The sequence below is a fragment of the Chromohalobacter moromii genome, from assembly GCF_023091865.1.
In the GTDB taxonomy this organism is placed as follows: domain Bacteria; phylum Pseudomonadota; class Gammaproteobacteria; order Pseudomonadales; family Halomonadaceae; genus Chromohalobacter; species Chromohalobacter moromii.
Window position 1 is genome coordinate 626,075 of sequence record NZ_JAHXDI010000001.1, and the last position, 20,441, is coordinate 646,515.

At 61.5% G+C, this 20,441-nt stretch carries 19 protein-coding genes; 7 read left to right on the forward strand and 12 right to left on the reverse strand.

Annotated features, from left to right (window positions below):
• Positions 1-155: 155 nt before the first annotated feature.
• From KZO83_RS02855 to KZO83_RS02885, 7 genes are all read right to left on the reverse strand, one after another.
• Entirely contained in the window at positions 156-671 is a 516-nt protein-coding gene (locus tag KZO83_RS02855) for a glycine betaine ABC transporter substrate-binding protein (RefSeq protein ID WP_247619688.1), read from the reverse strand.
• Positions 596-1,039: a glycine betaine ABC transporter substrate-binding protein gene (locus KZO83_RS02860; RefSeq protein ID WP_247619689.1), complete on the reverse strand. Its 444-nt coding sequence runs from the start codon at positions 1,037-1,039 to the stop codon at positions 596-598. Before KZO83_RS02860 ends, KZO83_RS02855 begins: the two co-directional genes overlap by 76 nt.
• Positions 1,040-1,067: 28 nt before the next feature.
• Entirely contained in the window at positions 1,068-1,742 is a 675-nt protein-coding gene (locus KZO83_RS02865; RefSeq protein ID WP_247619690.1) for a cysteine hydrolase family protein, read from the reverse strand.
• Positions 1,729-2,325 carry a GbsR/MarR family transcriptional regulator gene (locus KZO83_RS02870; RefSeq protein ID WP_247619691.1) on the reverse strand — a complete coding sequence of 199 codons (597 nt, stop codon included), beginning with the start codon at positions 2,323-2,325 and terminating at the stop codon, positions 1,729-1,731. The genes KZO83_RS02865 and KZO83_RS02870 overlap by 14 nt, the downstream gene beginning before the upstream one ends.
• A 232-nt stretch (positions 2,326-2,557) precedes the next feature.
• Complete coding sequence (locus KZO83_RS02875) at positions 2,558-2,989, reverse strand: DUF7282 domain-containing protein (RefSeq protein ID WP_247619692.1); 432 nt, start codon at positions 2,987-2,989, stop codon at positions 2,558-2,560.
• Between the two features lie 113 nt (positions 2,990-3,102).
• Positions 3,103-3,876 (reverse strand): anti-sigma factor, encoded by a 774-nt coding sequence (locus tag KZO83_RS02880; protein WP_247619693.1) that lies wholly within the window; start codon positions 3,874-3,876, stop codon positions 3,103-3,105.
• A complete protein-coding gene (locus tag KZO83_RS02885; RefSeq protein ID WP_247619694.1) occupies positions 3,873-4,487 on the reverse strand; it encodes a sigma-70 family RNA polymerase sigma factor in 615 nt (204 codons plus the stop codon). Before KZO83_RS02885 ends, KZO83_RS02880 begins: the two co-directional genes overlap by 4 nt.
• Before the next feature lie 376 nt (positions 4,488-4,863).
• Between KZO83_RS02885 and KZO83_RS02890 the strand changes: the two genes are divergently transcribed.
• The 3 genes from KZO83_RS02890 to KZO83_RS02900 all read left to right on the forward strand — a co-directional run bounded on the left by KZO83_RS02890 (position 4,864) and on the right by KZO83_RS02900 (position 8,618).
• Positions 4,864-6,957: a methyl-accepting chemotaxis protein gene (locus KZO83_RS02890; RefSeq protein ID WP_247619695.1), complete on the forward strand. Its 2,094-nt coding sequence runs from the start codon at positions 4,864-4,866 to the stop codon at positions 6,955-6,957.
• Between the two features lie 201 nt (positions 6,958-7,158).
• A complete protein-coding gene (locus KZO83_RS02895; RefSeq protein WP_075369976.1) occupies positions 7,159-7,404 on the forward strand; it encodes a hypothetical protein in 246 nt (81 codons plus the stop codon).
• A gap of 224 nt (positions 7,405-7,628) precedes the next feature.
• Complete coding sequence (locus KZO83_RS02900; protein WP_178999326.1) at positions 7,629-8,618, forward strand: TerC/Alx family metal homeostasis membrane protein; 990 nt, start codon at positions 7,629-7,631, stop codon at positions 8,616-8,618.
• A gap of 25 nt (positions 8,619-8,643) precedes the next feature.
• Here KZO83_RS02900 and KZO83_RS02905 read toward each other — a convergent pair whose 3' ends face one another.
• Positions 8,644-10,221, reverse strand: a complete 1,578-nt coding sequence (locus KZO83_RS02905) for an alkaline phosphatase family protein (protein ID WP_247619696.1) — start codon at positions 10,219-10,221, stop codon at positions 8,644-8,646.
• Positions 10,222-10,341: 120 nt separating this feature from the next.
• On the opposite strand from KZO83_RS02905, the gene KZO83_RS02910 reads away from it, so the two are divergent.
• From KZO83_RS02910 to KZO83_RS02925, 4 genes are all read left to right on the forward strand, one after another.
• Complete coding sequence (locus KZO83_RS02910; protein ID WP_075369979.1) at positions 10,342-12,111, forward strand: SLC13 family permease; 1,770 nt, start codon at positions 10,342-10,344, stop codon at positions 12,109-12,111.
• Positions 12,112-12,232: 121 nt separating this feature from the next.
• On the forward strand, positions 12,233-12,907 hold the full coding sequence (locus tag KZO83_RS02915; protein ID WP_075369980.1) for an alpha/beta hydrolase: 675 nt from the start codon (positions 12,233-12,235) through the stop codon (positions 12,905-12,907).
• A complete protein-coding gene (locus KZO83_RS02920) occupies positions 12,907-13,539 on the forward strand; it encodes a DUF938 domain-containing protein (protein WP_247619697.1) in 633 nt (210 codons plus the stop codon). The genes KZO83_RS02915 and KZO83_RS02920 overlap by 1 nt, the downstream gene beginning before the upstream one ends.
• Positions 13,540-13,672: 133 nt before the next feature.
• A complete protein-coding gene (locus KZO83_RS02925) occupies positions 13,673-13,915 on the forward strand; it encodes a hypothetical protein (protein WP_245798110.1) in 243 nt (80 codons plus the stop codon).
• A gap of 149 nt (positions 13,916-14,064) precedes the next feature.
• On the opposite strand, the gene KZO83_RS02930 is transcribed toward KZO83_RS02925, so the two are convergent.
• From KZO83_RS02930 to KZO83_RS02945, 4 genes are all read right to left on the reverse strand, one after another.
• A complete protein-coding gene (locus KZO83_RS02930) occupies positions 14,065-15,477 on the reverse strand; it encodes a PhoH family protein (RefSeq protein WP_075369981.1) in 1,413 nt (470 codons plus the stop codon).
• 232 nt (positions 15,478-15,709) lie between these two features.
• Positions 15,710-16,618 carry an NAD-dependent epimerase/dehydratase family protein gene (locus tag KZO83_RS02935; RefSeq protein ID WP_247619698.1) on the reverse strand — a complete coding sequence of 303 codons (909 nt, stop codon included), beginning with the start codon at positions 16,616-16,618 and terminating at the stop codon, positions 15,710-15,712.
• A 159-nt stretch (positions 16,619-16,777) separates the two neighbouring features.
• Positions 16,778-18,820: a CocE/NonD family hydrolase gene (locus KZO83_RS02940; RefSeq protein WP_247619699.1), complete on the reverse strand. Its 2,043-nt coding sequence runs from the start codon at positions 18,818-18,820 to the stop codon at positions 16,778-16,780.
• A 42-nt stretch (positions 18,821-18,862) separates the two neighbouring features.
• On the reverse strand, positions 18,863-20,164 hold the full coding sequence (locus tag KZO83_RS02945) for an ATP-grasp domain-containing protein (RefSeq protein ID WP_247619700.1): 1,302 nt from the start codon (positions 20,162-20,164) through the stop codon (positions 18,863-18,865).
• Positions 20,165-20,441: the final 277 nt, after the last annotated feature.

Sequence of the window (20,441 nt, forward strand, 5' to 3'; positions counted from 1 at the left end):
ACACGATCCATGGGGAAAAGCGGCCGGGCACCCCGGCCGATCCTCGAGGAGACAAGATGTAGACGACGCCAATCGCGAGGTGTTCGCCGGCATGGTCCCGAGGAGGGAAATGTCGTCGGCATTGCCTGCGTCTATGTTGCTATGCAGGCATCCAATCAATACCCGAGCATCTCGTCCACGTGCTTGCGGTTATCTTTGATCCAGGCGGCGGCGGAGTCCTCAAATGACACATTGTCGTTTTCGTACGCAGCCATCATCGCTTCCAGATCGTCCACGTTGATGCTCCAGCGGGACATGATGTCGTAAGCGCGCGGGTATTTATCTTCGATACCCTGATAGGAGAGGACGTAGACGTTGTCATATTTGAAGTGTCCTTCCGTATCTTCCAGGAACTTCAAATCGTATTGCGAGAACATGGAGTGCGGACGCCAGCCGGTAATGATGAACGGCTCTTCGTTGGGCATCTTGTCCCTGATTACGCCCATCATGGCGGCTTCGCTGGTATAGGCAAGTTGATACCCATCGAGGTCATAGTCTTCATCCGCCATTACCTGCTCGGAGAGGTCGACGATGCCCGCTCCGGCGCCGATGGTCACTATTTGGCCGTCGAATTTATCCGCTTTACCTTCCAGATCGCCGATGGTCTCTTCTTCGACATAGGCAGGGACCACCCCACCCAGCCTAGCGGCACGTTTTCATAGCTGGTGGCAACTTTCTGCAGATCATCCTGGTATTCACGCCACAGTGCCTGCTCGGTGTAGGGCAGCCAGGCGTCCATGAAAAAATCGATCTGTTTGGCCTGCATGCCCTGGAAGATGGCTGGTTGAGCAAGCAGTGTCTTTTCGACGTTGTAGCCTGCCTCTTCCAAAATCTGCTCGGCAATGGCCGTTGGTGCTTCGGTACTGGTCCAGGCCGGCATACCGAAGGTGATGGTGGCGTTTTCGACACCGTCAGCGGTCAGCGGAGGCTGGTCGGCGGCTTGGACGCCTGCCGTCATCAATGTGGCAGTCAGCAATGTCGATAATTGTGTGAACCTCATGTTGTTCTCCTGTGTTCGAGTGTTTCGATCACTGCTTGTTGGCAGCAGCGGTAAGCGTGGCGAAGGTCTCGCGCAGGGTTTCCGGCGTGAACTGCAGGGCATCGGCGTCATCCGCTTGCCAGGCGGCATACGCGTGCCCTTCCACGCAGTTGATCATGTTGTCGGTATTCAGCACTTCCAGGGAGTAGACCCAGTTGGCCATGTGGAGCATCGCGGCCATGTGGGCGCCTTCGTTGGAGGCGGTGCACATGTCGTGAACCAGTTGGATGCGGTAGTCGCGGAAGTAGGCGTCGAAGACCGAGGTCATCAGGCAACCGTCCGTCACCACGCCGCCGATGATCAGGTTCTTCACGCCGAGGCTTTTCAGCATCAGGTCCAGGCTGGTTTCGAAGAAGGCGCTCCAGCGGTATTTGTCGATCACGATGTCGGTTTTCTGTGGCCGGATCTCGTCGACAATCTCGATGCTGTCACGGTTGTCGGCGTAGAAATGCGGTTCGCCGCTGGCCTGGCGGGGCTCGTCGAGCGAGAGGCCGATACCGTCACGGCGATTGATTTGGCGCGTGTAGATGACCGGGATGCCGGCCGCTCGGCAGGCTTCGATCATGCGCTGGGTGTTGCGCACCACGCCGTCCATCCCGCGCAGGCTGAAGCCGCTTTCCTTCTGCACATCGATCACGACCAGGGCGGTTTCACTTGTCTTCATGCTTGATGTTCTCTTGGGGGGAATGGCGGTCCGACAGCGGCGTATCGCGCTCGGGCCGGGGGAAATGCTCGAAGATGTCTCCCGACTCCATGGCATTGGCCAGCTGTGTGATCCAGGTCAGGTACGTTTTCGAACCGCTGATCAAGGCCTGGTCTTTTGCAGCCATCTCCCTGGTCTCGCTGTCCGCCCCGTGATCCGCGATCTCACGCATCACCGGCTCGGTCTGTTCGACCGCCTTATGAATGATGCCGCGTTCCAGGCGCAGCATCCTGACCATGAAGTTCAGGAAATTCTTGAAGAAGTCCTTCTCGGCGATGTAGTGGTCCTTGCGGTCGCCCTTCTTCCACACCTTCGACACCATGCCGGTGTCGATCAACTCGCGGACACCGGTACTGACGCTCGCCTTACTCATGGCGACCTCGTCCTTGATGTCGTCCAGTGTCAGCGGTGAGGCGGAGAAATAGAGCACGGCGTAGATTCGTCCCACCGAGGGCGTAACGCCGTAGGCCACCATGCTTTGGGCAAGGGCGCTGATCATGACATCGCGCGCTTCTTCCAGGCGCTGTGTGTCGGTTTTCTGCATGGCACGCTCTTTTGTTCAGTTTGTTCAAAATGTTTTGAACAATTTAGACAAATAGATGAGTGCCGTCAAATTGCCTATTTGGTTTGACCGCATCGACGATCATGGCCAACTGGGTCTATTCCCTGGAAGTGCTGAAATAAAAGCTTCCTGCGGAATGAACCAGCGAGCACGGCGCGAGGCACAAAAAAGGGGCCCGCAGGCCCCTTCCGTCTCTCGGCATGCCGGATGACGTTTACTGCGCGGTGATGGTCTCGGTCACGAGCTTGCCGTCCATCTTGATGGGGCCGTCTTCCTTGGCGCCGAGGGTGTACTCGAACACGCCGGGCTCCATGCCACCTTCTTCGCTATGGACCATCAGCATCAGGTGGTCGCCGGCCATGACGTCTTCGGTCAGTAGCGCGGTGACGTCCATGTTTTCGCCTTCCTTGAGCGGGGCGTGACCGACCACGGGGCCGGGTTTCATGCTCTCGTCGGTGCGATGGACCACTAGCCAGCCGTTGCTGTTCGCCGTGACCTTTTCCGCTGTGACCGTGCCGTCGGCGACGGACTGATCGTCGGCCCAGACTTGTGGGTGCATGTCACCGTTCATGTCCGCCTGGGCCAGAGAGGCGCCGGCGAGCAGGGTGGCGGATACGAATGCGCTTGCCATGAGCTTGGTCATCATCATTCTCTCCTTGAGTTCTGAGCACGCCCCATCTTGTGCGAAGTCGTTGCGATGGGCGTGCTCCTAGTTACGCAAGGAGCGCGGGCAAGGTTTCACCTCGACGCGAAAAAAATTCACAAATGCTGCGATACCGCGTCCTGATCGGTGGCGTAGAGGTAGCCGTGAATCGCGGGACCCGTCGGCTGGCCGGTGGGGGAGCCGCCCGGTGGCTCGATGCTGATGCCGAAGGTGGCCTGCTTGAGCAGCTCGGGGTCGTAGTCGCTCAGGGCGTCGGCCGGCAGGCTCAAGTTATCGTTGAGCACGCCCACGGAGCGAGGATTGGATCCCAGCGCCTCGGCCTTGATCCATAGCTGATAGCTGCGGTCCGGCAGTGGCTTGGCGGTCACCGGTCGCACGTTGAGCCGGCGGCTGTCGAGGTCGACGGACAGCATGAAGGCCGGCTGCTGGTCGTCCTGTTGGAAAACAGCCACCAGGGGTGGGGCGTTCGGTGTCTCATTGAACGGCACGATCAGCACGACGGCGAGTATCAGCGCCGCAGCCGTGGCCAGGCCGGCGCACCCGCGCCAGAAGCCGAGGCGGCGACGCAGCGCGATCACCTGGGCGGTGCCGTCTGTGTTGCCGGTTTCGCGCCTGTCGTCGGTGGTGTCGTCCGGCTGGGTCTCGAGCGCGTCGATGCGACGCTCGATCCGGACCAGCAGGTCCGGCCCCGGGGCGATGGTCTCGACCTCGTCGCCGAGCGGGGCGAGGCGTGCTTCCCAGGCGAGAATGCGCGCGTCCAGATCGGCGTCGTGCCGCCGACGCCGGGCCACCTCGGCGCGTTCCTCGGCGTCGAGGGTGCCCAGTACGTACTCGGCGGCCAGCATGTCGATGTCGTCGTGGTCGGTCATGGTGCCAGGCACCCCTTGAGTTGCTTCAAGGCCCGATGGAGCCAGGTCTTGACGGTATTCACCGGCTGCTCGAAATGCGTGGCCAGATCGGCGCGCGACCAGCCGTCCAGATACGCGAGGCGGACCATGTCCCGGCGCTCGGCCTCGAGCGCTTCCAGGCACGCATGCAGCCGCTTGGCGTCCTGCTCGTGCTCTAGGTGCTCACGGGCGCTGGGCCCACCGGCGGGCGTGTGGGCCAACGTCTCTTCCGGCTCGTGAGGCGCGCGGGGCTGGCGCCGCAGCTCGTCGATGGCGGCATGGCGGGCGATGGCGACCATCCAGGCAATCGGCGAGGCACGCCCGGTGTCGAACTGTGCCGCCTTTTGCCAGATCGTGACGTAGGCTTCCTGAACCACGTCATCGGCCCGACCCCGCTCCTTCAAGATACGCAGTACCGTGCCATAGAGTTTCGCCGACGTGGCCGCATACAACTGCTCGAAGGCGCGGCGATCACGCTGGGCCACGCGCCGAAGCAGTTCGGGCAGGCGTTCTCCTGCAGTGGAAGGCGCGGCGGAGGCATCATCCGCCGCTATCGAGGAGCGCCTCGGAGAGCGTCTTGAGGCATCGGACATACCACGTTCCCTGTTGTCGTCGTTGGGGCATGCTGTCGGCGGCGCATCTGTATCCGCGCCATCGCGAGGCAGTTTGCAAAACCCCCGTGGTCATTACAAGCAGGGCGTGTGCGCCTGACGCTTGCGGTGCTGTAGGCCTGGCACCACAACCGGGCGCGATCAGGCGTACGGCCTAAAGTTTACTTATGACATGCCGATACGCGTGGGTACGGGGCATCGATTCCATGCTCCTTCCCAGTTCGAACCCTCTCCCAAACGAGATCGTTTCCATGTTGTCTTGCTTGACCATGTGCTTCCACGTGGCGGGCGGTGCCGTATCGGCGTCGCCACGCCTTGCATGTTCCTTTACCGAGCCGTCACGGCGGGAGGTATGAGCATGCATTTCAAATCGATTCGCACCTTGGTCGCGACGCTTGTCGGGGCCTGCATCGTGGTGCTGGTGGTGGCCTTGGTCGGCTATGCGACCTTTGCTAATTCTCGGTCGGCGGAGTTCGTCGAGAAACAAACGCGAGGACTGCTCGAGCAAAACATCGAGCAACGTTTGGACGCGGTGGCCTCGACCCAGGCCGAGCGGATCAAGGCGCGGCTGACCCAGGCACTGGATCAGGCGCGCAACCTCGCCTCGCTCAACGAGCTGATGGGCGAGGACCGGGGTGTCTCGTTGTCCCGTGAAGAGATGTCGAACGTCGTCCGCGACACGGTGGCTGAAAACCCCGATCTTTTGGATGCCTTCATCGGTTGGGAGCCCAACGCCTTCGGCGATGACAGCGAATACACGGGCCGTGAAGACGCCGGCTACGGCCCGAATGGCCGTTTCATGCCGTGGTGGTATCGCACGGAGTCCGGCGATATCGAGGTGCTGCCCCTGGGCGAGACCATGGAAAGCCAAACACTTCAGGACAGCGGCATCCGTGAGGGCGAATACTATCTCTGCCCCCGCGAGACCCAGAAGCCTTGCGTCATCGACCCGGCCCCTTACGACTATAACGGCAAGACCTTGATGGTGACGTCGTTCAACGTGCCGGTAATGGTCGATGGCGAGTTCCGGGGTAGCGCCGGGGTCGATCTGTCAGTGGATTTCATCCAGACCTTGTTGAGCGACGCCAACGAGACGCTGTTTGACGGTGCCGGGGAAATGGCGCTGATCGCACCGCGCGGTGGGATTACCGCCTCCACCGGCCATGCCGAGGCGGCGGGCCAGCAGGCGGAAGATGTTTTCGACGAGACGGTGGTTTCGCAGTTGCAGCGGGCCAAGGCCGGCGACCCGGTACGCGACGATTCGGGCGAGATGATCGAGCTGTATTGGCCGTTTAAGTTGATGGAAGACAGCGAGCCGTGGACGGTGATGATTCGTCTACCGGCCGATGTGGTCATGGCGGGGGCCGATACCCTCCAGGGGGATCTCGAGGATCAGCGCCGGGCCGATATGTTTGGCATGATCGCGGTCGGTGCGGTCATCGCGGCATTGGGGCTGCTGGTCAGCTGGCTGCTGGGCGGCAGCCTGTCACGGCCGCTGCGCCAGTTGGCCGGCCGTATGCGTGACATTGCCTCCGGTGGCGGCGACCTGACACAGCGTCTACCGGTACGCGGTCGCAACGAGATCGCCGAGCTGGCGACGCAGTTCAACGCCTTCGCCGACAAGATGAACGATGTGCTGTTGGATGTCCGCGATAGCAGCGATTCGGTCCGCGTGGCGTCCTCGGAGATCGCCTCGGCGAGCCAGGATCTTGCCGGACGAACGGACACTACGGCCTCCAGTCTGCAGGAAACCTCGGCCTCGATGGAGGAATTGACCAGCACCGTTTCGCATACCGCAGACTCGGCGAGTCAGGCCAGCGGCCTGGCCCAATCGGCCAGTCAGTCGGCGACGCGCGGTGGCGAGGTCGTCGGGGATGTGGTCAAGACCATGGACGAGATCGAGACGGCTTCGCAGCAAGTCGCCGAGATCGTCACCACCATGGATGGTATCGCCTTCCAGACCAACCTGCTGGCTCTGAACGCCTCCGTCGAGGCGGCGCGTGCCGGTGAGGAAGGGCGTGGCTTCGCAGTGGTCGCCAGCGAGGTGCGCCAGCTCGCCACGCGCAGCGCCGACGCCGCCCGTGAGATCAAGTCGCTGATCGACAACGCCTCGAGCAAGACCCAGAGCGGCGCCGAACTGGCGCGCAGCGCAGGCACGGCGATGAACGAGATCGTCGATGGCGTGACACGCGTCACGGATGTGCTCAACGAGATCAGCGCCGCGACCAGCGAGCAGCGTGACGGCATCGGCCAGGTCAACGTAGCGGTGACCGATCTGGACAACATGACGCAGCAGAATGCCGCCATGGTCGAACAGAGCGCCACCGCCGCCGCCGAGCTCAAGGCCCAGTCACAGCGCCTTGCCGAGACCGTCGGCGCCTTTACGCTGCGTGAGCGTGGCGAAGGGGAAAGCCAGCCGGCTGCGTTGCCGAGCGACTCGCACGCGCGCTGATGCGCGGCCCTCGGGCCACTACGAAAACCCGCCGGACATCGCCGGCGGGTTTCTTGCGTAGGGTAGAAAAGCGCGCTTTACCACATGACGATTGCGTTGATGTGACGCATGGCGGAACTTCGCTCTTTGAACTAAAGTCGTATAAGTAGCCGTGAGTTACACACAACAAGCGAGACAGCAAATGTATCGGGAGGTTGGGAGATGATTACCCAGGAAGATGTCGAGCTGGCGCGCAATGCGCCGTGGTTGGACACCCCACGTGTGGATGACACCAGCCCTGAAAACAGTGCCTTGTTCACGATCGGGACCATCATCGAAGCGAAAGTTCGCGAGGCATCACGTCCGCTGCGCGATGTCATCGATGAGATGGTGCGGCGTTTTTCGCCTTGGGGGCTTGATTCGCGCCTGGCGGAAACGGCCTATCGCTACGTGTATTGCTGGGGTTGAGGTGATCCAGGCATGCCGCCGCGACGATAAACGTTGCGTTGTGGCATGCCTCGCCCCACAATGCGCCGCAGCGGAAGGGGAGTATTCCCGAAGCGGGTCGCCAGGCCTGTAGCTTCGCGCTGTCATCGTCAGCACGGGCGCAACGCCCCGGTGACAGCGGCTCGGCATTCATGCCAAGCGGGAGAGACCTTCGGCAACGTTGACCGTTGACCGGAGGTAGACCTATGCACGTCCCCCTGTGGGTATGGCTGGCCACTGTGGCCGGCATCATCGCGCTGTTCGTTTTCGATTTCTTCTCACATGTCCGCAAGCCGCATGCGCCGAGCTTCAAGGAGTCGGCGGCATGGAGCTGTGTGTACATCGCCTTGGCCATGGTGTTCGGGGCAGGACTGTGGCTGGTTTGGGGGCCGCAGCACGGCGCCGAGTATTTCGCCGGCTTCATCACCGAGAAAAGTCTGTCGGTGGATAATCTGTTCGTGTTCGTGATCATCATGAGCAAGTTCGCGGTGCCGCGTATTCACCAACAGAAAGCGCTTTTGATCGGCATCGTCATCGCCTTGATCATGCGCGGCATTTTCATCGCCGTGGGCGCGGCGGCGATCCATCAGTTCAGTTGGGTATTCTATATCTTCGGTGCCTTCCTGCTGTGGACGGCCTACAAACTGGGTAAAGAAAGCTTCGAGGAGCATGACGAAGAAGAGGAATACCGCCCCAATCTGGCGGTGCGATTGGCACAGCGCTGGCTACCGGTAACCGAGGAGTATCATGGCCAACGCTTGATCGCGAAGATCGGCGGTAAGCGGTTGGTGACGCCACTTTTCATGGTGATCGTGGCGCTGGGCTTCACCGATCTTTTGTTCGCGCTGGATTCCATTCCGGCCATCTATGGGCTGACGCGTGAGCCCTATATCGTCTTTACGGCGAACGCTTTCGCGTTGTTGGGATTGCTGCAGCTCTATTTCCTGCTGGGTGGCTTATTGTCGCGCTTGGTTTATCTGGGGCTGGGGCTGTCGGTGATCCTGGGTTTCATCGGCGTCAAGCTGGTGATGGAAGCGCTGCACGAGAACACGCTGCCGTTCATCAACGGCGGCCATCCCATCGAGTCGATTCCCGAGATCCCCATCTGGTTGTCGATGACCATCATCGTTGGCGCGCTGGTGAGCACTGGCGTGGCGAGCTTGATCAAGGATCGCCGCGACCGGGCGCGTGCCTGATCGTATGATGGTAGGGCGGCGGGCGTCAGTTGGCCTCGACGCCATAAAGCCGGTGCAGTAGCCCGCGCAGCTCGGCCATCGAGCGCGCGGGCTTGTCGTGGGACGGTTGCATTCCACGCTGGAATCCGTGCTCGAGGAGTGGCGCGATCAAGTCGGGGTCGCCGCTGATGACGTGCACCGGTACTTCGCGGTCGGGCGTGAAGCCGAGCATCCCCGGCGCGGCCTGGTGATCGCCAAGCAAAATCATCAGGGTCTCGTCGTTCACGTAACGCGCGGCGTATTCGCCGGCGACTGCCAGCGAATAGGCCAGCGCAGGGCCGTAGCGTTGCCGCATGCCGTCGTTGTCCCCCCAAAGTTCGAGGAAGTCGCTGCCTTCGCCTTCCCAGCGCGTGAAGGCGTGGCCGTCGTCGAGTGCGTCCCATGGCAGCGGTTCGATCACCGGTACCCAAGGCGCATGGCTGCTGATCAGGGCCAGTTCGGCGAACAGCGGATTGCGATGTTCGCGGCGTACCTGGCGCAGGCGATGCCAGACGAACTGATCGGGTATCGTCACCCAGCCCAGGCGCGGACCGCGATAGTCGAGCCGCGCGTCGTCGTGGATCTCGTCATAGCCCAGTCGACGTCCCGCCGGCCAATCCCGATAGATCGCCGGCATCATGGCCACGCTGGTGTGTCCTGTGCGCTCGAAGTCGTCGATCAAGGTGGCGCGCGGGCTCTCGAGCAATCGTGCGTAGCGTAGCGGTGAACTTACCCATAAGCCGCTGAGCACGCTGGCATGCGCCAGACGTGACTGCCCGCCGAGCGTGGGTGAAGTGATCCGGCCGCTGGCCACGCTGAGCCCTGCTTGTGCGAAGGCCTCGGCCATGGCGTCGAGGCGTGCGTTCACGGGGCCGGCAAAGGGAGCACGTTCGAGCGCGGCCATGCCGTAGGATTCCACGAACGCCAGAATGACATCGGTCTTGGCGAGGCCGGGCAAGGGCTGACCGCCCGGCGCGTCGAGCGGAGATTCACGCGTCGATAGGCGTGCATCGAAATCGCGCAACGACGCACGCGTTTCATAGGCACGGGTGGCCTGCTCGGTGAGCAGGGTGATGCCGGGCGTGCCGATGGGCGCCATGTCGCGCCACAGGCCGAGAAGTGCCAGCCCCACGCCAAGCACCAGCGTGCCCCAGGCGCAGCGGCTAGGTGCGCCGTGGCGTGGCAGGCTCGCCAGCAGATGGCCCAAGCCCAGGCCGATGGCCAGCAGCGCGAGAAGCGTCGCGGTCACCAGGGCGATACTCACCGGCAGGCCCAGATTGTCGCGCAACAGCTCCAGCAGGATCGGTACCTGCGAGGCATCGAGATAGAGATTGAGCGGCCGGCCCTGGATCTCCTGGGTGATCGCATCGCCCAACGCGCAAGCCAACGCCAGCACGATCAGCACGGCGCTGGCGTACGACAATAGCCGGCGCGCCAGGCGCTGCCGGGGCCATAGGCTCAGCACGCCGACCAGTATCAGCCCCTCCAACGCCAGCCAGGGCATGGCGGCGCTGCCGAGGCGGGGAAGTGCCGTGGCGATGAGCGCGGCATTGACGAGTAGCAGTGTCAGCCACCAGCGAACCATGGGCTTTCCTTGTCTGTATAGATCAAAAAGTATCTAAGGCCATTCCCACAAATAACTTCCTGGAATATTCGCGGTTCGTCACAATGCGGGCATCGTATCTCTTGTTAGGACACTGGCGGTATGCCATTCGATGCTTGGCTGACGCTGGCCATTGTGGCGGCGTCTTTTCTGTTGATGGCGACGAGTCGCCTTGGCCCGGACGTGATTCTCATGGGCGCGGTGATCGCGCTGTTCGGTGCTGGCGTCATCAACGCCGACGAGGCCCTGGCCGGCTTTTCCAACACCGGCCTTTTCACCGTGGCCTTCATGTACATCCTGGTGGCCAGCATACGCGAGACGGGCGGTATCGACCTGCTCATCCGCTACGTGCTGGGGCGTCCGCGCCATGAGCTGGGCGCTCAGGTGCGATTGCTGCTTCCGGTCTCGGCGACCAGCGCCTTTCTCAACAACACGCCGGTAGTGGCGACGTTTCTGCCGGCGGTGCTGAGCTGGAGCCGGCGTCTACGTTTGCCGGCACACCGCTTGCTGATGCCGCTGAGCTTCGCCTCGATTCTGGGCGGTACCTGTTCGCTGCTCGGTACCAGTACCAACCTGGTGGTCGATGGCTTGCTGCGCGAGCGTTATCCCGAGCGGGCCCTGCATCTGTTCGACATCGCCTGGGTCGGCGTGCCCGTGGCGTTGGTGGGGCTGACGTATTTGATGTTGGTGGGGCGCTGGCTGCTGCCCAAGCGTCGCACGGCGGCGGATGTATTCGAGAACCCGCGCGAGTACACCATCGAGATGCAGGTCGACCCGCAAGGCCCCATCGTCGACAAGAGCGTCGAAGAGGCGGGACTTCGCCACCTTGATGGGTTGTTTCTGGTCGAGATCGAACGTGAGGGTAATATCGTCTCGGTCGTGGGGCGCGGCGAGCGTCTCAAGGCCAATGACCGCCTGGTGTTTGCCGGTACCACGGAAGCGGCGGTGGAGCTGCAGCAGATTCGCGGTCTGCGGCCTACCGGGCAGGGGCAGTCGAGTCTCAAGAAGTCCTTCGCCGAGCGGCGCCTGGTCGAGGCGGTGGTGTCCGAGCAATGCCAGTTTTTGGGACGACGGCTGCGCGAAGGGCATTTCCGTACCTTCTACGGCGCTTCGGTACTGGCGGTTTGTCGCCATGGGGAGCGGGTTTCCGGCAATCTTGGGCAGATCCAGCTACAGCCGGCGGACGTGCTGCTCATGGAAGTACGCCCGGCGTTCATCGAGCGCCATCGCCAGTCGCGAGATTTCCTGCTGATCAGCGAGCTCAACGGCCAGGCGCGCCCGCACCATGAGCGTGCCTGGTTGGCGTGGTCGATCATGCTGGGGGTGGTCGCCCTGGCGGCGTTCGGCGTGTTGAGCCTGCTCAAGGCGGCGATGCTCGGCGCCGCCTTGGCGTTGATGACCGGTTGCTGCACGATCAGTGCCGCGCGGCGGGGGCTGGATACGCAGGTGTTGCTGACCATCGCCGCTGCATTCGGCCTGGGGGCGGCGATGGAAAGTTCCGGTGCCGCTTCGGCCTTGGCCCAAGTCGCCTTGGCACTGGCCGATGGCAACCCGTACCTGCTGCTGATCGGTACCTATCTGGTCGTGGCGCTGCTCACCGAGATCGTCACCAACAACGCGGCGGCGGTGATCAGCTTCCCCATCGTCACCGGCGCCGCACAGCAACTGGGGGTGGATGTCATGCCGTTCGTGATCGTGGTGATGTTCGCCGCCTCGGCGAGTTTTTTGACGCCCATTGGCTACCAGACCAATTTGATGGTCTATGGGCCCGGCGGGTATCGCTTCAGCGATTATCTGCGTGTGGGCGGTGGATTGAGTGTGTTGGTGGGCATGATGACACTAGTACTGACCCCGATGGTCTGGCCTTTCTAGGTGCTTTTCAGACGCGATCTAGGCCGTGGCGGCTAAACATCGTCGCCGGCATGGACAGCGCTGGGCGTTTTGCACATCCTGAGTCTTTGTATCTTCGAATGCCTTTCAAGGAGCCGAGCCGATGGCCGATTCTGCGCCACTGATCATCGAACCCCAGCACCGCACCGCCGATGCGACAGTGATTCTGTTGCATGGGCTGGGTGCCGATGGCCACGATTTCGAGCCGCTGGTGCCGGCCTTGCCGTTGGATGACGCGCTGGCGGTTCGCTTCATCCTGCCGCATGCGCCACGCCTAGCGGTGACAGTGAACGGCGGCATGGAGATGCCGGCGTGGTATGACATCCTCGACATGAACCTTGGCCGACGCATCGACGAGGCTCAGCTCAAGGCCTCGGCGGACAGAGTGCATGCGCTGATCGATGCCGAGATCGCCAAGGGTATCGATAGCCGCCGCATCGTCGTGGCCGGATTTTCGCAGGGCGGGGCGGTGGCCTACCACGCGGCGTTGACCTACCCCCAGCCACTGGCGGGCCTGTTGGCACTTTCGACCTATTTCGCCACGGCTGAGTCGATCCAGCCCAGCGAGGCCAATCGCGCGCTGCCCATTGAGGTGCATCACGGTAGCTTCGACCCGGTGGTGCCCGAAACCTTGGGCCACGAGGGCGCCGAACGGGCCGAGGCGCTGGGGTACGCGGTGAATTACCGTACTTACCCCATGCAGCATGCGCTGTGCCCCGAACAGATCGGTGATATCGGCCCTTGGCTGAACGCTCGCCTGGGCGCGAAGGAGGCGTGATGCAGAGCATGGAAACGCCCGAGAATGGTGACGGCGTGCGCCTTTCCACGCCCGCCGCGAAGCGCAACCGCGAGCCGATCCTGGCTTTGTTGCATGAGGTGTTGCCCGCCACGGGGCGTGTGCTGGAGATCGCCAGTGGTAGTGGCGAGCATGGCGTGTATTTCGCGACGCATCTGCCCGCGCTCGTCTGGCAACCCAGCGATCCCAGCGCGCAGGCCCGGCGCTCCATCGACGCCTGGCGGCGTCACGTGGGTCTGACGAACCTCGAGGCGCCGCTCGCGCTGGACGTCACCGGGGCTTGGCCCGAGTCGGCTGACGAGCCGTCGGCCATGGTCTGCATCAACATGCTGCACATCTCGCCCTGGGCGGCGACCCAGGCGCTCTTGCGCGAGGCGGGGCGTCGCTTGCCCGAAGATGGCGTGCTGGTCGTCTATGGCCCGTTCATGCGCAATGGCGAACATACCGCTGCGAGCAATGCGGCCTTCGATGCTGACCTGCGCCGCCGCGATCCGGCCTGGGGCATCAGGTCGCTCGAGGACGTCACGGCCGAGGCAGAGGCGTGCGGGCTCGACCTGCAGCGTGTCGACGAATTGCCGGCGAACAATCTGGGCGTGGTCTTTCGGCGGCGCTAACGACGGTTGCACGTTTCTGCCTTGATTTCTCGCCCACGGCCCCAAACACTAAGGGAAGTACATGGATTGTGGCGGCGTCGGCGCAAGCGGCGTGGGTCTCGATCCCTTTCCGCAGGCTCATGGAGGAATGGCGATGAACGAGGACTTTTCCGTCGAGTTGCGTTTGCCCAAGGCATGCCCGAATTGCGGTAGCCACAAGGTGACGGTCTCCCAGGCACAGAAGCCCGATGACCGTGTGTTCTGCAGCTCATGCAATACCGAGATCGGCGATTACCAGACCGCCAAGAAGATGCTCGACGAGATGCCGCGCAGCGAGAACGAGCAGCTCATTGAGGACGTGGTCAACAACCGCAAGCCGTCCTCTACCGAAGAATAGATCCACTGCGTCGTTGCATGATCCGATGCTCGCTTAGGTCATTGTAAGAATTAGCGGTAACGACAGTTTAAAAGCGCGCGCCCCGGCCTTGTGGCCGGGGCGCGTTACGTTGAGAGGGAGGAAAGAGACGTCGTGTTAGCGACGCGGTGTCAGAGCAGTTCCTCCGCGGCGAGGGCGAGGCGTGAGCGTTCGACGCTTTTCAGCGTCACGTGACCGGCATGCGGCCAGTCGCGGAAGCGTTCCACAGCGTAGGCCATGCCGCAGGTGTTGGCAGTGAGGTAGGGCGTGTCGATCTGCCCGACATTACCTAGCAGTACCAGCTTGGTATTGCGCCCCGCCCGCGTGATCAGTGCCTTGAGTTGCTTGGGGGTGAAGTTCTGTGCCTCGTCGATGATCAGGAAGGTATCGCTCAGGGTGCGCCCGCGCATGAAACTCGGCGAGCGGATTTGCACGCGGGAACCGATCAACTGACGGGTGGCGCCGTCACTCCAGCTTGAGCTGCCGTGTTGTTCATCGCGCAGCAGGTTGTCCATGTTGTCGTGGAAGGCGCCCATCCAGGGCGACATCTTTTCTTCCTCGGTGCCGGGGAGGAAGCCGATATCCTCACCCATGGGAATCGGTGCACGGGTAAAGACGATACGCTCGAAGTGTTTGCTATCCAGGGTTTGCTGGAAGGCCGCCGCCAGTGTCATGTAGGTCTTGCCGGTCCCGGCGTTGCCGGCGATGGTGACCAGGTCGATTTCGGGATCCATCAGCAGGTTGAGGGTGAAGTTCTGTCGGCTGTCGTGGGCATGCACGCCCCATACGCCGTCGTGATGGCGGTAGTTGGTCAGCAGTTGCAGCGTGGCACGGCTCGGCGCGAGCGAGCGTACGATAGCCTCGAAACCGGCGCCGTTGTCGCTGTCCGATACCAGCATGCCGACGTGCCAATCCTTGGGGAGCTCGCCAGCGAGGTGGTAGAAGGTGCCGTCTTCGGTGCGCTCGACATCGACTTCGACGTTGAGTCGATCCCACAGTCCTCGGCCTTCCACACCGGCCTCTGCGTAGACCTTGGCGCCCTCGATCATGGCGTCGAGATCGTCGAAGGCGCGATCGTTGAGGTAATCCTCCACCGGAACGTTCAACGCTGCCGCCTTGACGCGCAGGTTGATGTCCTTGGTGACCAGAATCACCGACGCGTCGGGACGTTCGTCACGCAGGCGGCAGGTTTCGGCGAGCAGACGGTTATCGGGGGAGTCGACCAATGGGTCGAGCGTCTTGAGGTCGGTGTAGCACAGGAAACGCAGGCGGCCGCTAGGGCCGTTGCTCACGGGTAATGGGATGCCCTCTTGAATTTGCTCGGGGGTGAAGCGAGACGTCAGGTCGGACAAGGTGCGGCTGATTTGTCGCGCGGTCTGGGCGATTTCACGAATCCCATTCTTGTGCTTGTCGAGCTCCTCGAGCACCGTCATGGGAATGACGACATCATGTTCCTCGAAGTGGTACAGGGCTGCGGGGTCATGGATCAGGACATTGGTATCCAGCACGTAGAGCCGGGTCACTTTCTTGTCGAGTCTCACCATCGGGGGAAGCACTCCTTGGTTAACGGCTTCTCCGACCCTGACAGGATGATGTTGCGCCTCTATGGCGCTCGACACCCCCTGGCAGCGTCGCCTGCGAAACAGTCCGGTCGAGGTGGGGTGTCGGGCATTCTCCTTTCGCGTGTCATATGGCTTAAGCATGGTCGAGCGACAAAAAAATGCAATTTTTGAGGCGCTAGTCGTTTGCGTGCCGAGCTTGATACTGACGACGACTCTATTTGTTTCGTGGGTCGGCGACATAATGCCGCCACGCATGCGCTTCACGGAATCCGAGCATGTCGCGGATCTTGCGATTCGAGTACAGCGCCTCGTATTCGCCCAGTTCGCGGCTCACGGGGACTTCGGGATAGAAGCGCTCGATGATCTCCCGCGTCGTCAGATTGACGGAATTATCGTCGTTGCCGGCGTTGAAGATCTGATAGCCGAGGCCGTCGGTCGTCAGGCAGCGATCGACGATCTGGCCGAGATCACGCGCATCGATGTAGCAGAAGACATTGCGCCGCCGCAGCGACGGATCGGCGAAGTAGGCCGGGAAGTTCTCCGCGTATTCGTGGGGCTCGACGACATTGCCGATCCGCAGGCCGTAGATGTCGACGCCCGTGCGCTTCTGGAACGCCTGTGCGGTGCGCTCGTTGACGACCTTGGACATGCCGTAGCTGTCCATCGGCTCGGTCGGGTGTTCCTCGTCCACCGGCAGCACATGCGGCTGGACGACACCATCGGCAAAACAGACGCCATAGGTGGTCTCGGACGAGGCAAAAACGATCTTGCGGATGCCGAGCTTTACGGCGGCTTCGATGACGTTATAGGTGCCCATCGTATTGACGCGGAACGTCTCGTTGTCCGGCTTGATGAGAATGCGCGGCACCGCGGCGAAGTGCACGACAGCGTCGAAGTGCGGGACACCGGTGCCGGGTTCCAGTTCGTCTAAGGCGGCATAGCCGCTCAATGCGTTGAACATCTGGCCGCTGTCGGTGACGTCGGCGATGATGTTATCGACACCGGGATGGTCCAGCGGCGTCAGGTCGACGTTGACGACCCGGTGCCCGCGCTCCAGCAGATAGGGGACGACATGTCGGCCCGCCTTGCCACTACCGCCGGTAAACAAAATACGTTGGGTCATACCGTTCCTCCTCGAGATCGGATCAATATGCACTGTACTGCATGGCCGGTAGGCATGAGTAGGTCAGAATAGAGGCTGAGGAATGGCCGGTGGAGCGGCGCGTGATGTATCGCGCCACCCCGGATGGCGGAGGAATAGGGGGGAGGCTCAGGCAACGTACTAAACGAGGTCGCGTGGAATCTCCTCATCCCAACTCTTGGCGAAGACTCGACTGTCGTCTTCGTAGGCATCCAGCGTGGCACGCAATCGAAAGCTTTCCGCGGTGGAGGTCATCAAGGTGCGGGTCACGCTGCGTACCATCCAGTCGCCTCGCCGGAAACAACGCTCCCATTGCGTCCAACCGCTGATGCTGTCGTAGTTGCCGTAGGCGTAGGTGTAGCGCTCGGTGATACGCACCGAGAGTTCAAGATCGATGTCATCAAGGCGGAAGGTGCCCTCGTCGTTGATGACTTCGAGCGTGGTCTGGTCATTGGCGAGATCGCGTATCACCCGCCACGTTTCCTGGCTGGGCTGTACCAGCGTCTTGGCGAGCGGCGGGGCGGCCTCTGGTGGCGCAAATGCGGGCAGCGCGGCTTCTTCTTGGGGCTGAGGCGAGCGACACGGCAATAGCAATCGGCTGCCGGCGGGATGAATCGTCAGCTTGACGGGCGCTGGTGCGGGCCAAGCTAGCGGCCAGTAGCTGCTCGAGATCGATAGCCGAATGGCGTTGCCTGCGGGGAACTGCTGGGCGATATGCTTGAGTAGCACGCGCACGTGATAGCGCTCGCCCGGTTCCAGTGGCTGAGGATGTTCGTCGCTGTCACGGTGGGTCAGGTTGAGCAGGCCATAGGAAATTCGCGTGGCTTTGTCGTCCTCGGCGATGTCGCTGAGGCGTATGGCGACCATCGCCACCGGTTGGTCGGCCTCAATCTCGAGTTCGACCACGGGCTGCCCGCAGATCTCGATGTCCTGGTCGAGCCGTGCCGTCTGGAAAACCAGCGCGCCGCCGTCTTCGTCGCGTTGGTCGTGCGGTAGATCCGGCGGTGCGTTGTAGGAGCACCACTTGCCCGCAAAAAGTCCCACCGATAGCGGTGAGCGTATCGTCAGCGGCGTCTCGTCGTGGTTCTCGGGCAGAGTGGATGCCGTCGTCATCGGCAGCAGGTCGTGGCCGCTGGTCAGGCGAAAGGGCTGCATATCGATGCGCGGTGACGGCCAACTGGGCTCTGATACCCAGCGCCCGGGGCGTGTCTCGTAGCGGGCCGAGGGCGGCACCGACTCCTGCATCCAGACGCGCAGCATAGGCTCGTCCATGATCCCGGTGTCTTTGTCCTTCAGCCAGTGATCCCACCAGCGCAGCGATTCCTGTAGAAAGCCGATGGCGGGGCCCGGTACGCCGAGATGGGGATACTTGTGCGACCAGGGGCCCACTAGGCCTTTGCGGGGGACCTCGAGCCCCGCGAGTAGGCGAAACACGGCGTTGCAGTAGCCATCGGCCCAGCCGCTGACAGCGTAGACGGGGCAGCGAATGCGCGAGAAGTCCTCGCACACCGAGCCATGTTTCCAATAGTCGTCACGACGTTGATGCTTAAGCCATTTTGCCAGCCACAAGCCGCTGCCCTCGAGGCGCTCCTGCCACATCTCGCGCCAGCGCTCGCCGACGAGCATTGGATCGGGTGGACATGTATTGGCATCGAACATGGTCGAGGCCCATGACAAGTTGTCGCCGAGCAGACAGCCGCCCATGTGATGGACGTCGTCGGCGTAGCGGTCATCGGTCGAGCACAGGGTGATGACCGCCTTGAGCTCAGGGGGCTGCAATGCCGCGATTTGCAGGCCGTTGAAGCCGCCCCAGGAAATGCCGATCATGCCGACATCTCCGGTACACCACGTTTGTTGCCCCAGCCACTTCAGAATTTCGACGCCATCGTCGAGCTCTTGCTGTAGGTATTCATCACGCAGCACGCCATCCGATTCACCACTACCGCGAATGTCGACGCGCACCCCGGCGTATCCGTGGCCGGCCCAGTAGGCATGCGACTGAGCGTCGCGCATCGCCGTCAGGTCGCGCTTGCGGTAAGGCAGATACTCGAGTATCGCCGGTACGGGCTCGCGTTCGGCATCCATTGGGCGCCAGATACGCACGGCCAGCCGGCAACCATCGGCGAGCGTGATCCAGTCTTCCTCCTCGTGAATCTGGCGGGGAAAATGGCGAACGATGTGCATGCAGTGCTCCCGTGAGTGAGGTTTAGGACGACGGTAAGAACGCTAGCCGATGATCTCCTCGAACTCGAAATGTAGCTGCTCGGCGAGCCGCGCGTAGTTTTCTTCCAGTGAAGTATCGTCGTCCGCGCCCATCCATATATAAGCCAGGGCGAAACTATAGCTATCTTGCTCGGGAAGGGAGGACAGGCGCGTGCCGGTCTCGGCTTGCAGTGTGATGACGGTACCGGGAAATGCTTGCTCCAAGGCATCTATTTCTTCTTCCGTCGGCACGCGGCTAATAGTGGCATCGACGAAGAACACCCGGTAGAAGAATTTCGCCGCGACTTTGAAATCTCCTTTCCGATAAGGCATGTCGGGTAGTTGGCCTAGCGCCAGGTCGACCGTTATCTGTTGGTGACTGACCCCGTCGACCTTTTCGAAAAGATCGCAATGCGATTGCGCGATACGCGTATTGATCTCCAATAGCCAGATGCGATCTTGTACTTCATCCCAGAAATACTCGATGTTGAAGGCGGCGTTGTCATAGCCGATATGTTTCATTACTTGGCGAGTGAGTTCTCGCATTTTTTCTTGAATATGATCGGGAAGGCGTGATGGGTATCGATAATAGAAGAAGCTTAATACCTGAGGATAGCGAATCGAGTCGACGACGCCGTAGGGAATGACTTCGCCCTGAAAGACATACCCTTCCACCGTGCATTGCCAGCCCCCTATGATCTCTTCAGCCATGCAATGGCCACCGTCGATGGCGCGCACGTCATCGGGTAGTTTGGCGTGATCTAGGACAAAATTGAAAGGCTCGGAAATCGTCCCGATGTCTTCACAAAGTCGTGAGATGGCCTGTTCGAAATCTTCAGGGCTCTCGATACGAAACCCCAGGCGTGAGCCCGATGACTTGATCGGCTTGACAAAGAAAGGGAAGTAAAGACCCTCTTCACCTATTTTGTGTAGCGCCTCAGAGTCGAAGGGATCAAATGCGGTAAAGCGGGGAATGTAGTCGCCGATGACCTCACGTTGTACGCACCGGCTCCAATATTTGTGTTCACATTTGAGCAAGCTTTCCAGGCTGGTGGAGCGCGTACCAAAACGCTCGCAGAGTAAGGGCAGCATGGTCGACACGGGGAAGTCCATGTAGCCGACGATGGCGTCGATCGAATCATGGAATTCATTCAGCTGCGTCTCGGCCCGGGACAGCATATCTTCGATGGGGAAGATCTCCGTGTCGTAAACCTCCGATGGTTCGATCACACCATGGAACCGGTAGTTTTCGGCACCGCGCAGATGTTCAAGGCGTTTCCTATTGAGTTCATCCAACCCGACAACGAACACGTTCTTGTCGCTCATAATCGCCTCCTGGCGCAAGCTCGGCTGCTGGTTTCCTTGTAGCCGAAGCGCAATGGTTCGTACCGCTCTTGGTTGTCCTGCCCTTTTAGGCTGGGAATGGGAGGTGCCAATGTCTGAAGAATAGCGTGTTGTGACGAATGCGCTGGACCAATATGGGGGTAAACGGGAATCTCATTGTTTTACGGGAAAAGAATAGTCCGTGCCGGCGGGGTGTCATTAATCTGGCGGGGATGAGGTAAGGCTGTTATAAGTGAAGAACCGGGTTCGATTGTCACGC

Bases quoted from the DNA above. Each gene is read 5' to 3' on its own strand.
- KZO83_RS02925 (WP_245798110.1), top strand. From the start codon at position 13,673: ATGAACGAGGACTTTTCCGTCGAGTTGCGTTTGCCCAAGGCATGCCCG.
- KZO83_RS02940 (WP_247619699.1), bottom strand. From the start codon at position 18,820: ATGCACATCGTTCGCCATTTTCCCCGCCAGATTCACGAGGAGGAAGAC.
- KZO83_RS02915 (WP_075369980.1), top strand. From the start codon at position 12,233: ATGGCCGATTCTGCGCCACTGATCATCGAACCCCAGCACCGCACCGCC.
- KZO83_RS02930 (WP_075369981.1), bottom strand. From the start codon at position 15,477: ATGGTGAGACTCGACAAGAAAGTGACCCGGCTCTACGTGCTGGATACC.
- KZO83_RS02945 (WP_247619700.1), bottom strand. From the start codon at position 20,164: ATGAGCGACAAGAACGTGTTCGTTGTCGGGTTGGATGAACTCAATAGG.
- KZO83_RS02885 (WP_247619694.1), bottom strand. From the start codon at position 4,487: ATGTCCGATGCCTCAAGACGCTCTCCGAGGCGCTCCTCGATAGCGGCG.
- KZO83_RS02890 (WP_247619695.1), top strand. From the start codon at position 4,864: ATGCATTTCAAATCGATTCGCACCTTGGTCGCGACGCTTGTCGGGGCC.
- KZO83_RS02920 (WP_247619697.1), top strand. From the start codon at position 12,907: ATGCAGAGCATGGAAACGCCCGAGAATGGTGACGGCGTGCGCCTTTCC.
- KZO83_RS02905 (WP_247619696.1), bottom strand. From the start codon at position 10,221: ATGGTTCGCTGGTGGCTGACACTGCTACTCGTCAATGCCGCGCTCATC.
- KZO83_RS02870 (WP_247619691.1), bottom strand. From the start codon at position 2,325: ATGCAGAAAACCGACACACAGCGCCTGGAAGAAGCGCGCGATGTCATG.
- KZO83_RS02900 (WP_178999326.1), top strand. From the start codon at position 7,629: ATGCACGTCCCCCTGTGGGTATGGCTGGCCACTGTGGCCGGCATCATC.
- KZO83_RS02895 (WP_075369976.1), top strand. From the start codon at position 7,159: ATGATTACCCAGGAAGATGTCGAGCTGGCGCGCAATGCGCCGTGGTTG.
- KZO83_RS02865 (WP_247619690.1), bottom strand. From the start codon at position 1,742: ATGAAGACAAGTGAAACCGCCCTGGTCGTGATCGATGTGCAGAAGGAA.
- KZO83_RS02935 (WP_247619698.1), bottom strand. From the start codon at position 16,618: ATGACCCAACGTATTTTGTTTACCGGCGGTAGTGGCAAGGCGGGCCGA.
- KZO83_RS02860 (WP_247619689.1), bottom strand. From the start codon at position 1,039: ATGAGGTTCACACAATTATCGACATTGCTGACTGCCACATTGATGACG.
- KZO83_RS02910 (WP_075369979.1), top strand. From the start codon at position 10,342: ATGCCATTCGATGCTTGGCTGACGCTGGCCATTGTGGCGGCGTCTTTT.
- KZO83_RS02880 (WP_247619693.1), bottom strand. From the start codon at position 3,876: ATGACCGACCACGACGACATCGACATGCTGGCCGCCGAGTACGTACTG.
- KZO83_RS02875 (WP_247619692.1), bottom strand. From the start codon at position 2,989: ATGATGACCAAGCTCATGGCAAGCGCATTCGTATCCGCCACCCTGCTC.